The 12,822-nt window shown below is 31.7% G+C and carries 11 protein-coding genes; all 11 read right to left on the reverse strand.

Annotated elements, in window-relative coordinates; translation table 11 throughout:
• Window positions 1–23: 23 nt before the first annotated feature.
• Window positions 24–938: a hypothetical protein gene (locus tag EG849_RS01340; protein ID WP_125011284.1), complete on the reverse strand. Its 915-nt coding sequence runs from the start codon at window positions 936–938 to the stop codon at window positions 24–26.
• Window positions 935–2,215, reverse strand: coding sequence for an oligosaccharide flippase family protein (locus tag EG849_RS01345; protein WP_158611905.1), 1,281 nt, complete (start codon window positions 2,213–2,215; stop codon window positions 935–937). Before EG849_RS01345 ends, EG849_RS01340 begins: the two co-directional genes overlap by 4 nt.
• A 101-nt stretch (window positions 2,216–2,316) precedes the next feature.
• Window positions 2,317–2,910, reverse strand: coding sequence for a hypothetical protein (locus tag EG849_RS01350; protein WP_148096050.1), 594 nt, complete (start codon window positions 2,908–2,910; stop codon window positions 2,317–2,319).
• 59 nt (window positions 2,911–2,969) lie between these two features.
• Window positions 2,970–4,034 carry an acyltransferase family protein gene (locus tag EG849_RS01355; protein WP_125011287.1) on the reverse strand — a complete coding sequence of 355 codons (1,065 nt, stop codon included), beginning with the start codon at window positions 4,032–4,034 and terminating at the stop codon, window positions 2,970–2,972.
• A gap of 9 nt (window positions 4,035–4,043) precedes the next feature.
• Complete coding sequence (locus tag EG849_RS01360; RefSeq protein WP_125011288.1) at window positions 4,044–6,161, reverse strand: DUF6311 domain-containing protein; 2,118 nt, start codon at window positions 6,159–6,161, stop codon at window positions 4,044–4,046.
• Window positions 6,161–6,874 (reverse strand): glycosyltransferase, encoded by a 714-nt coding sequence (locus EG849_RS01365; RefSeq protein ID WP_158611906.1) that lies wholly within the window; start codon window positions 6,872–6,874, stop codon window positions 6,161–6,163. The genes EG849_RS01360 and EG849_RS01365 overlap by 1 nt, the downstream gene beginning before the upstream one ends.
• Window positions 6,862–7,620, reverse strand: coding sequence for a methyltransferase domain-containing protein (locus tag EG849_RS01370; RefSeq protein ID WP_125011290.1), 759 nt, complete (start codon window positions 7,618–7,620; stop codon window positions 6,862–6,864). Before EG849_RS01370 ends, EG849_RS01365 begins: the two co-directional genes overlap by 13 nt.
• Window positions 7,621–7,630: 10 nt before the next feature.
• The gene (locus tag EG849_RS01375) at window positions 7,631–8,614 is read right to left on the reverse strand and encodes a hypothetical protein (protein WP_125011291.1); all 984 of its coding nucleotides are present in this window, start codon (window positions 8,612–8,614) and stop codon (window positions 7,631–7,633) included.
• Between the two features lie 9 nt (window positions 8,615–8,623).
• Window positions 8,624–10,318, reverse strand: a complete 1,695-nt coding sequence (locus tag EG849_RS01380) for a DUF6909 family protein (protein ID WP_125011292.1) — start codon at window positions 10,316–10,318, stop codon at window positions 8,624–8,626.
• A 77-nt stretch (window positions 10,319–10,395) separates the two neighbouring features.
• The gene (locus tag EG849_RS01385; RefSeq protein WP_125011293.1) at window positions 10,396–11,301 is read right to left on the reverse strand and encodes a carboxypeptidase-like regulatory domain-containing protein; all 906 of its coding nucleotides are present in this window, start codon (window positions 11,299–11,301) and stop codon (window positions 10,396–10,398) included.
• A 6-nt stretch (window positions 11,302–11,307) separates the two neighbouring features.
• The gene (locus EG849_RS01390) at window positions 11,308–12,789 is read right to left on the reverse strand and encodes a GH3 family domain-containing protein (protein ID WP_125011294.1); all 1,482 of its coding nucleotides are present in this window, start codon (window positions 12,787–12,789) and stop codon (window positions 11,308–11,310) included.
• Between the last annotated feature and the right edge of the window lie 33 nt (window positions 12,790–12,822).

Here is a 12,822-nt window from a genome sequence, read left to right on the forward strand (position 1 = left end):
AACCGATGCTGATTGCTTAGCTTTTATTTAAAGCTATCTTTAATTTTTAAAATTTCGCCTTTTTCAAGATCAAAAACAGGCATATTTTCAATTACTCTAAGTCTTTCAGAATGACGCAAAAACGAAAGTTTTCCTACCTTTGTTTTTGAATCACGATTTGCCGATTCATTAAATCCTTCTTTTTGAGTGTACTTTTTAAAGGGCGAAGCGACATCATTTCTGACAAAATAAGCATTTACTCCAGCGCTTGTAGTACCCACAAATTGATATCCTTTTTTTTCAGCCAAATCACAAAATGCAGCTAATGATGCTCCAAAATATAGCTCAGAATAATGTTCTACACCTCTTATAAAATTTTCTTTATACGGAATTGTGACTTTTTTTTCAGGACCAAATGCTGAATTATATTCACATATTACAATTCGTGGTTGTATACAATTTATAGCTTCCCAAACCCAATAATCGTTTCCGTCAATGTCAACACTTAATAGTCCGATATCTTCTGTTTTTGTATAACTTGAGATTAAATCATTGATATTATCTTTAGTTATAAAACTTCTTTTCGCAGTGATGTCATATTTCCAATAGATGAAATCTTTTTTGATGAAATCTATGTTTTTTTCAGAACCGTCAAGGACTAAACCGCTCCAGTTGTTGTTCATTAAAAGAAATCTGGTATTTGATTCTGTATAGGTTTCTACGCCAAACTCAACAAATATCTTATTTGGAATTTCAATTTTACTAATCAAATATTGAATAATCCCATCTTCACCTCTTTGCGAAAACACTTGAAATTCAACCTCATCTAATGACTCAATATTCTGTTTTTGGCTGTTCAATTGCGAAAGAATTTTTCCGTTCATCAACAGTGCTTTATGCACATCATAATTGGTTTTTTGATATATTTTTTTATACCAAATCCTTAAAAAATTTTTCATCTTTCAACTAGTTTTCTATCGAATAAATATGATTTAAGCAAAATCAAATACGCTAAAATCAAAAACATTTCAATACCTATCAATAACAGAATTGAATACTTTAAATCTTCACTAAAACGAATTAGAATTGTAAGGCCTAAAATATTAATAATTGTTGAGAATATCGTTAGTCGAATATACTCTTTATTTTTTGAAAAATTAAATATGAGTTGTTCTAACGGAAGTGTTATTGCAATTAAAAAAGGAAGTAGCAATGCTAATCTCAAATAAGAAGATAATTTGTTAATTAATTCAGCTCCAACTTTAAAAAAGAGCAGAACTTGATCTGAAAAAAGAAACGCAAGGAAAAGCAATCCAATTAAAAAAATTAAATTTAAACCATTGTATTTTTTCCAAAGAATCAAACCGTTTACCATGCTTTTGTCAATCCTAAAGCAAACATAAGTGTATGTAAACTTAAAAAACATCTGAAGATACGTTCTGAAAAGATTGATGATTTGTTCAATTACCTTGAATTGCCCGGCCACAAAATCACTGGCAAAAAAACCAATGACCAAAACAGATGAATAATTTCTTATGGCAAAGAAAAACTGAGAAACACAAAACATAAAATCTCTTTTGATAATTCGTTTTGCGCCTTGTATGGCTTTTGATTTGAATTTAATTTTGAATTTTTGAATAATCCAAACAAACGCTAAAATGTTGGCTAATATCGTACCTAATCCAAGCCAAAAATTAGTTAGAATATAATCAGATTCTTTTTTTAAAAATAAGAGAATACAAACGATGTAAATTACTTTGGCCAAGATATTGATTATCGTTATCCACTTAAAATTCTCAATGCCTTGCAAAAACCAAGTTGGATTTATGGCTTGACCAAGAATGATTGAAGTGCTTAAAAAGATTAGAAGTGCATTTTTTTCAAAATAAGGTATCGTGAAAATTAATACCGAAATAAATAAAAATACAGCTAAAAATAAAAAAACTCTGGAAATATAAACTTCTGAAAATGTTTGCTGAATTTTGCTGTTATCTTCACGGCTTATTGAAATTTCTTTAACTCCAATGATATTTGAACTATAATCAATTATTACGTTTAAGATATAGGCTAATGATTGACCAACGGCAATGACGCCAAGTTTTTCTAATCCGCAGATATAAATGATGTAAGGTGTAATCAACAGCGGGCTTACCAGATTCACTGCCTGACCAAAACCATAAATGATAAAGTTTTTTAATGCCTTGCTTGATCTAAAGCTATTTAAAATCTTGTTCAATCGGAAGCTATAAAAGTTGATTGCAAATATAGGATTATCTACTTATCAAAGCGACTTTAAATAAAAAAACCACCTAGAAAGGTGGTTTAATTTAAATTTTGCTATTGCTTAAAAATTTGAATTTTATCATATAATGTTTGTCCTGTAAACGACATTGGATCATATGAACCGTCTTTAGCAACAAATGGAGCAATTGATCCTTTTTCTTTATTAAATTTTAATGTTTGATCGTTAAAACTTATAAAAAGGTCTAGCTCATTATTTTTAATTGTAAAATTTTCACCCAAGTAATCAATCTTTATTGAATTGATTACCACTTCAGATTGTTCTTTATTTATTCCGAAATCAAATCTTAAGTAGTTTGGTAAAGCATTTTCTGGAAGTACAAACTGAATGTCTTGTGCTTGATTGCTTCCTTTAAAAACATTGTAAAGCGATTTCTCTTCTACAAATGCGTCTTTTTCAGCATCTTTATAATATACTTGAAAACTATCATCTTTTTCTACGACAGCATTTATAGTAATTGTAAATAACTCGTCATTTATTTGGGGTTTTTCTACGGTAACAACATCTTTTTGGTCTTGTTCTTTATTTTCACTTTTGCAAGAAAAAAGAAAAATTGATAAAAATGCAGTCGCTAAAATGCTAGGGATTCTCATATTTATTATACTGTTTTTGAATTGATTTTTGTGCAAAACTATACATTTTTTCAATATGTTAAAGAATTTATGAAATAATTTTCGAAAACAAATATTTATCGATTACCCGTAATTATTTTAAACCCCTTTGGGATTAGTTTTTTCAGTATTATTCCGGTAATCAAACATATAAAAATTGTCACTATCGGTGATAAAAAATACACAACAATGTGCATCTCTTCTTGCTTACCAAAAAAATAAAACATCCCTTTTTTAATAATCGTCAAAATGGGTTCATGAAATGCATAAATAAAGAAAGTAAATTTGAATAAAGAATTACAGTTGGTAATAAAACCTTGGTTGTTTTTAAATAGTAAATCATATAGAAACCAAAATGCAATTATTCCGGATAGAATTGCTGTCTTATGCCCGATCTGTATCCAAAGTGGTGAGAAATTTTCTACTTGAAAAAACGTTTTTACTGTCAACAAAAGTATCCAGCAAACTAATAGACTTAAAACTGCTTTTTTAGAAATGGTTTTTTTGACAACTTCTTGATTATGTATCGACAAATAAATTCCAAAAGAGAAGAACAATAATGATTCACTTGTGAAAATTATATTGTCTAACGTTACTATCCAAAATGGTAAAATGATCAGCAGAAACCAAAAATTTAATTTTTTTGTAATGAAATATAAAAGTGGTGATAGAAGTGTTAAAACGATTAAATCACGTATAAACCAAAATTGGTAAGGAATCAGGTTTAAAAAAGCAGCATCAAAAAACTCGTTTAAACTGTAATTTTTTATTAGCTTTTTGGTAAAAAAAGCTTCAGTTTGAGGTATGATTTGCAATATATAATAAAATAAAATTCCAAAGAATCCCCAAAGTAAATAAGGAATTACAAGGGTATGGAACCTTTTTTTTATTTTGATTGCAAAGTCAGCATTTCCATTAAATGTGAAGAAAAAAAGATATCCCGAGATTATAAAAAAAAGCGGTACGGCAATTCGAGTAATTCCGAAAGAAATAATTGTTTGGACAAACCAATTGAAATTTTTGCTTGAATCATAAATTTCTAAGGATTGGTACAAATCCAGATTATAGCAATGTAAAATCACAACCAATATAATGGCAAAAAAAGAAACTGCTTTAATTTTTTGACTTAAATATTCAGTCATTTCCACTATTTAGTTATTGATTTTTATGGATTTATCCGTTTTTGCATATTTTAAATCTCCTTTTTCATTTTTAATACCTACAAAGATTTTATAGTTTCCATTTTCTAATTTGTCACCAATAAAGGTTGTTTTAAAACCTGAATTGTCTAGTTTTCCTGTTTTGTATGTGCTTGTAATATCTGATCTTTGAAGCATATTTGCTGGTATTTTATAGTATCTAGCTTCTTCATTTAAAATTACAAAAAGAGAATCTTTGCTATTGTCTTTGCTGTTTTTTATAAAAGCCCAACCTTCAACCTGAAGTACATTATTGTCAAAATTAAAATTTTCAACATAAAATTTAATCTCGTCTGTGTCTGTTAAATTTCCGGTTGTGATTTGAATATCATTTTGCGTAGCATCTTTTACCAAAGAAGCTATATAAGCGTTATCATCTTTGGTCGATATATCTATCTTTTTATCTTTTGAATATATCAAAATATAGCCGTCGATCATTTTTAAAACAACTTTGTTTTTTGCTATTAAAACATTAAAGTCTTGAATAAATTGAGGTGTTGTTATAAACAATTGATTTTCTTGAATTATTGCGTTTCTCAAGTTTTGAAAAATTTTAGAGGTGAATTCTTGCGATTTTTGTGCATCAACTCTTGCAACATATCCATTTGTGATTGGCTTTTCACTTTTTAAGGCTAAAAAACAAAAATCTTGATAATCTAACGGAGTTAAAATACTGGTGTTAAATGGAGGATATGTAATTATCTCATCAAAATTTTTAAACACATTTTTCCACTCGTTGTCTGCTAATTTTGTTTCGAAAGTTTTTTTAGGTCCTGTTCTTAAAGAATTAGATTTAAATAAATCTTGTGTGTCATAACATTGGAGTATCAATAAGGTGATCAAAATCAAATATTTTAAACCACTTGCTACTTTTGTTTTGTAAAAAATTAAAAGTGAAAATATAAATATCAGGTAATACATGGGCCAGATAAATCTTCCGGTTGCTCTAAAAGTATAGCAAATTTTTTCAATACTGTTAGGTAGAGAAAACTTAAATAAAATCTTTTCATTTAATGAAATATGATTTGTTATTGCAAAAAGCGACAACAAGAAACAGGCGATAAAAAGTATCAGATATTTTTTTTCAATTGTTTTTAAAAACTTAAAATCTTTTAAAGTTTTAAATCCAAGCCAAAATAAAGTAAAGAATGCTAGTAGGATCATACCTAAACCTAAATAAGCAAATCCCTCATATTGTTTATCGCTCACCATTCCTAATTTTGGCAGAAATTTTGAAAAATATCCGTAAGAGTCAAAAAAGGAATTCAAATTAAAACTCATTAAATTAAAAGAGTCTGAAGATGCTAAATTAACCGATTCTCCTATGCCAATCATTCCTAAAATATACCATATGATTAAGACTGATAGTATGGAAATAACAGGATACATAAAAAGCATTTTCTTAGAAATTGATTTATCGAAAAAATAGTTTTTTACAGGTAACAGAATATTAAAAATTCCAATAATCGCTGTCAAATAAGGCGATATCAAAGCACTTAGTGCCAAAATTAAGAATTGTTTTTTATTAACAGAATTGGCAGTTGTTGATTCTGTTCTAATTAAATAATAGTAAAACGAAGCGATAATTATCCATTGAGCACACAAGGCTGGGTGCAAACTTCTAAATAAAAGTACTGGGTTTAAAACAAAAAACACAACCGCAATAAATGCATATAATGAACTGACATTGAATAGTTTAAATATTTTAAAGGCATATAAACCTGTTAAAAAAGAACTTAAAAAGAGCCAAAATCCAAAGTATTGAAAGTCTTCGGGTAAAATAGAAGTGAATGGCTTCAATAAAATTGCGAGCAATGGAATGGAATCTGTAAACCCAATATTTGTACCATTCGGATAATTATAACTTTGAATTTCTCCTATTGGAAATGTCCATGGATCATTTCTATAAAATGCCCAACCCAGATAATGTGTTCCCCAATCATGATATACAGACATTAACCAGTTAATGTTCGTTGGGTCTAACTTATCTAAACCGTGACTAAAATGGAATGCTATTACTGAAATCAATAATATGATTAAGTAATTATATCTTTCTTTTTTAAACATCATTAATATTTCTTTATTAATAGATACAACTCCTTTAAAATTTTAAAACTTGTCTTAAAACCTAATTTTGAGCCTTCGATATCTTTCCATTCTTTTAAAGGAAATTCTTGTCCTAGCAATAATAAGTTCTCTTTTCTCAATCGTATAAAAACCTCAACATCAAATAACCATGATGTGCTAAATTCTTTATTAAAAGCTACAGCTGCAGTCTGTTTAGAGAAAATTTTTGCCCCACATTGAGTATCATAAATTCCAAGGCGAAACTTTAAATTAATGAATGTTACAATCACTCGGCCAATGATATGGCGGTAATATTTTCTTTGAATATTTGAATTTAAAAGTAAAACCCTTGAACCAAAAATGAAAGATGCCTCATTTTTGTTCAATTCTTTGGTCATTCTTGTAATTTCAGATGCTGGTGTAGAAAAATCAGCATCAAAATAGCCAATGAAATCATATTCATTTTTGGCTAAAACTTCATTGACTGATTTAAAAACAGTATTTGCCTTTCCTTGATTTTGTGGATAATGAAACACGAAACATCGTTCAGAATTTAAAGCTGAAAACTTTTCAATTATAGGTAATGTATTGTCTTTACTTCCGTCATTTGCTAAAAAAATATCAACAGTAGTATGCTCCAATAAATGAAGTAGCGCCTTTTCTTGAAGTCTTTTTTCCTCATTGTAACAAGGAATAATGATTGCTATTTTTTGCATAGACAATAACATGATAAGCCTGGTATTTGAAAGCCTATTTTCTTTAAAAATAAACTTGTAATAAAATCAACTTTTAATAAGGTGTTTATAAAAAAAGTTTTGGTCTTACCGCCTTCCCAGTTGTCGATTGAGGCTTCTTTGTCTTTCTTTAAGAATTTATCTAATTTTCTAAAGAAAAGCAATGTTGTAAAGTAATATCCTTTATCAATTATTTCAAATTCATTTTTATTTAATAATGAAGATAATTGAGGTAAAGTATATCTTCTGTAGTGACCTAAAAGCACATCATGACTTGAAAATACAGATTGAAAAGCCGGAACTGCAAAAAAATAATGGTTATTCCCTTTGCGATTCAAATCGTCTAAAATTATTTTCTCGTCCTCCAGATGTTCTAAAACATCCATACACAAAAAAAGTGTTGGTTCTTCTGTAGGATATTTTTTTAAATATTCTTGCAGATTTTGAACATATTGAACTTTACTATTGTTATTATTAATTTTTAATTGTTCCACAACTTCCGGATTGTAAGCTGTGTCAATGGCAAAATATTCAGTCGCTAAATTTTTTTCAACCAATGTGTGAATTACGTACGCATCTCCGCTTCCAATATCCACAATTCTTTGAATAGGAAAAGGAATTTTTGCTTGTTTTAAAAAAGTGTGCAACACGTTTTTGCGAGACGTTTCCCAAGGATGTCTTCTATATTTACTTTTGTCTTCTAATCTTGAAAACTCAGATATATCCATTTTATTAAGTCTAGCTTGGGTTACTCTTGATTTTATACATTTTTGAACGATAAAATGCTCTAATTGTTCCCAATATTACAAATAAACCAATAAAAATTAAGGGTAAAATAACCTTCTTTTTCCCGTTAACCCCTTTTTTATTTTTAACGTTTAAAGAACTACTATTATCCTTGATTATTTTACTTGAACTAATTAAATCAACCTTTATAAAAGCTTGCTCTTGAATTAATTTGTTTTTCGTTATAAGAACATCATTTAACTGGGTATTTTCATTATTATAATACACCATTTTATCGCCAACATCAGTTCCTCCTTTACCTAAAGTTGCTAGAATTGCGTCAATTTGAGCAATCGTTTTTTCATTTTCTATATATCTTAATTTTGTACTTTCAGTAAGCGATTTCTGGATATCTGTAAAATACTCACTAGAATTCAAATAGGTTAAAATAGGTTCAATGACTGATTTTCTGTCGATAATACCATTCGTAGTAATTTTAATTTTGTGCTGTTTATAGTTTTTGCTTGTCACTTCACCATCCATCACTTTATTGATATCACCATCTTCCGCCATCAATTTTAATAATTCAAAGTTATGCTCACGTTGCTCTGCAAATTGATACACATCATTGATTGGCTCAATTGAAATTTCTCTCAATAATTTTGGGTTTTTAATTCCAATAGCCTTTAAAAAAGAAATATCACCTTCTCCAATTTTTGAATTGATCAAATTTACTTTTGAGTACGCATAATCAACTGAACTAAAATTAGCATTTACAATCACCTCATGATCATAAACCTTCGTGTTTTTATCTAAATAATATCCAAGTCCAGCTCCAATAATAAAAAGCACGATCAAAATAACTAAATTTCGTTTCACAAACAGAAATCCTCTAAAAATCCAGCTTAAAAAGCCTTCATAGGCCTGTCCTATTTTTTTTGAAACTTGACCCAAATCAATTTCTTGATCATTAGTATTTGGAGTAATTGAACTCATAAAAAGCTATTATTTTACGTTAAAGATTTGTTCCAATATTTTAATGGTAATCAAATAAGTAGGTTTTACACCCGTTGTTCCCAATCCGCCAGAAGCCAAGGTACTTCCCGTTTCCAATGGATTATCAGAGGCATAATACGCATATCGCACCTTCACGTCGGGATTGATGCTTTTTCTGATTTTTGAAGCCGACTGAATCGCTTTTTGGTAATAAGATCCTTCCATTTCAAGACCAATTACGCCCCAAGTAGACTCGTGGAAGAATTTCAAAAGATCTTTATTCTGAAGCGAAGTTCCCAAAACCGAAACCATCGGTCCTGCATAAACCGGAATATCGTTTCCTTCAAACATTTCTGCAGTCAATTCATTTTCAAACGGATAATTATCGCCCGTTCCTTCATTGATGTGCGCCGACGGAATCATGATATCGCCTTTTCCGCCTTCCAAAATTCCTGCTTTTCCCATAATCGAAACCGATTCAACATTCAAGAAATACTTGTTTTTCTCAAATTTATACGGTTTCAATAATTCATCGATTGTTTCGTAGGCTTGTTCGCCAAAGGCATAATCCATCACGATAATTACCGGCGGCTGTTGGCCAATCTTTGCGTTCGGAAAGGCTGATTTTGCCCAATCAATTTTAGCGGTATCAAAAACCTGTACGTCAATATTGGTTCCAGAAGCCGCATCAGGAACAGAAATCATTCCATATTTTAACGCTGCTTCTTCCACTTTATCTCTCACGTCATTGGCTCCAGGCTTGCTTAATTCTTCAAAAATAAAGAAATCAGACTTGTCCTTGAATTTTGTTTTCAGCGTATGAGTTGCAAAAATCGAGTTCATCACACTGTGCATGTTCGCGCTGATAACGTGAATCGGTCGATCTAACAATTCATTTTGTCTTAAAACTTCCTTGATATTGTTTGCCCAAATTTCTCCGTGGATATGGTGGCCCAAGCGCTCACGCAAAATGGGACTGAAAGTAATGGTTCTCTTGTTATTGAAAATCACTTCTTCAATCGCCAGTTTTCCTAACCAATACACCACGTGCAAGAAACGGTCTGGGTTTTCTTTATTTCCAAAACCTTCATAAATATCCAAGATTTCTTCAAAAGAACGCCCCAAAATATTGGAAGCGTGCGAAATAGCAATTTCTCTTTCAATTAACGGAAGTGTTTCTTCTTGCTTCACGATTTCGGCCAATTTTTCCCAGTCGCGCGTAAATTCTTTCGTGTTTTCGTCTAAAAGAACACGGTCTTTAATTTTGTGCGATTCAATGAAAATAAAAGTCAAATGCGTCAAAATATCGTAGATGTCTGAACGGCCTCTTGTGATTTCCACGTTCATTTGCTCATCGTCGATTCGGTAGCAGTTACGCTTTCTTTTTGGAGGAACGATCGGTGTGAAATGTGATTTTGAATAACCTTCATCTGACGTCAGATTGATAAAACGGCATTCTTCAATTCCCACCGGAAGCCTTTCAATTACATACAATAATCCGCTTAATTCTACTTTTTCTTCCGCAATCGTACCATAAATTTCTGGACGCAACTGCAATAATGCTTCTCTTAATGTTTCTCCCGAAACGCCCATCGGCTTATAGAATCCTCTATTAAACAGGTGGCGCATCGTGATGTATAATTTTTCAATTGCCGCAGAAGATTCTTGGGCTCTTGATCTTGATATATTTTTAGTCTCTTTCATTCTTATTATTTTCTAACCCGCAAATATAGATTTTTTATTTTTAACTATTTTTAATCGAATCATTAGCATTTCGTCACTTAATTGGTTAAAATTAAATTAATCGAAGGCTCATAAATCATTTTTCCCTTTCCATACGGATTCAATTCTTCCTTTGTCTGCCTGATCCATTTACCGCCAGAAAAACTATACAGATATTCTTTTTCAACCGCATTGTATAAAACCTGAGGCGCAAAGCTGATTTTGGTCTTGGTGGTATTGGAATTATAATCGGTGATGGTTCTGGTAATTTTATTTTTCTGGATCAGCAGTCTTTCAAAGACCACAAAAACGCCAGTTTCCGGCATTTCAAGATTAAAATCCGTCAAATCAACTTCTTGTTTTGTGATTCCTTTTTTGATAGTGACGATGTAATTTTTATCCAATAGTTCCTCTGAAGGAAAACCGTTTGCGTCAACCCCATACAACTGAATTCGGATGATAGCGTCTTCAATTTTGCTGTCAACCGTTATGGAGGCTTTTTTAATCCAATTTGTTTTTTTGTATTCTGGCAAATACGGGAAAAATTTGGCGTCCATTTTTGGCCCGTTGTCAAAAGCTTCGGCAACGCGGTTTTTAGTTTTTCCAATTTCGATCTGCGTTTTCTCTTTTCGATTATTTGAAATCAAAATTTCGCCAATTTCAACAGCATCCATTGACAAAGCAACTGATTTTGATTCAGAAGCCTTCACGGTTTTCTTCTTAAATCCCAATGCTGAAAAAACCAGGTTTTTGTTTTTATCTGAAACGTTAATCACAAATTCGCCATTTTCTTCAGAAGTCGTCCCGATGGCCTCATTCTCCACCCAAACACTCACGTAAGGAATCGGATTTCCCGAAATACTGTCTTTCACAACGCCTCTTGTTTGGGCAAAACTTACACATCCTATCAAAAAAAACAACACCAAATATCTTGTTTCTTGCTTCTTTTTTCTTTTTTCTATCATCTTTTTTTAAACTAATTTATCCGCAATACTCCTGTCATTGCTCAATCTCGCAATCTTATTTTGTCCGCCTAATTTTCCGATGGATTTCATATAATTTTGGAAACCGTCTTGTGAAACTTTAGTAACCACAAGCTTTCGCAACACATTTCCTACGATTAAATCATCATAATAAATGTTTTGTTTTCGCATCGCGCTGTCTATTTTCAAGATAAAATCTTCCATATTTTCAGGTTCGTTTTCAAATTCTATGAACCACTCGTGATACGGCAAGCCGTCTTTTGGAGCAATTTGTGGCGCCACTGTAAATTCGTTCACGCGAACAGTTGTGTTTTCCATCGCTTCCTTCAGCGCTTCTTCCACTTCCTTGCCAATGACATGTTCGCCAAAAGCCGAAATATAGTGCTTGATGCGCCCCGAAACAATAACGCGATACGGTTTCAACGACGTGAATTGAACCGTGTCGCCGATGTTGTAACCCCAAAGTCCGGCGTTTGTGGAAATAATCAAGACATAATTGATGCCCAATTGCACTTCGCCAATCGTGTATCTTCGCGCATTTTCATTGAAAAATTCATCTGCTTTGATAAATTCGTAGAAAATTCCCGAGTTTAAAAGCAAGAGCATTCCTTTTTCTCTTTGGGAATCTTGGTAGGCAAAAAATCCTTCAGAAGCTGGAAACAATTCAATTGAATCTACTTTTCTTCCGATTAAATTTTCAAATTTGGCGCGATACGGCTCAAAATTGACGCCTCCGTAAATGAACAAATTGAAGTTTTTAAAGATCTCGCCGACCGGCTTCCCTCCTTTTTGTTTTAGCTTTTCAAAATACATCTGAACCCACGACGGAATTCCCGAGATGACAGCCATATTTTTATCAAAAGTTTCTTCTACGATCGCATTCACCTTGGTTTCCCAATCTTCAATGCAATTGGTTTCCCAGCTTGGCATTCGGTTTTGCTGTAAATATTTCGGAACAAAATGCGCTACGATTCCAGACAGTCTTCCAAATTGGATGCCGTTTTTTTCTTCCATAACTGGACTTCCCTGCAAGAAAATCATTTTTCCAGAAACAAAATCAGCTTTTCCGGTTTCATGGATGTAATGAAGAATGGCATTTCGCGCCGCCTCAACGTGAAAAGGCATGGACTCTTTGGTCAGCGGAATGTACTTGGCACCCGAAGTGGTTCCAGAAGTTTTGGCAAAATAAAGCGGTTTTCCTTTCCAAAGTACATTTTCTTGGCCCTTCACGACTTTATCCACATAGGGTTTCAAACCTTCATAATCACGAACGGGAACGTTTTTGGCAAAATCAGAAAATGATTTGATTTGGTGAAAATTGTGGTCTTTACCAAATTGCGTCAAGGACGCCTCTTGAATCAAGCTTTTGAATACTTTTTCTTGAGTTTCTATAGGATTATTGGCCCATTTTTGGGTTTTATTGTAGATTATTTTGGCAAACTGTTTGGCTAAAAAAGCTTTTATTGACATTATAAATTTGTGATTTATGATTTATGATTTTTG

It is taken from the genome of Flavobacterium macacae (assembly GCF_003865365.1).
GTDB classification, from domain to species: Bacteria; Bacteroidota; Bacteroidia; order Flavobacteriales; family Flavobacteriaceae; genus Flavobacterium; species Flavobacterium macacae.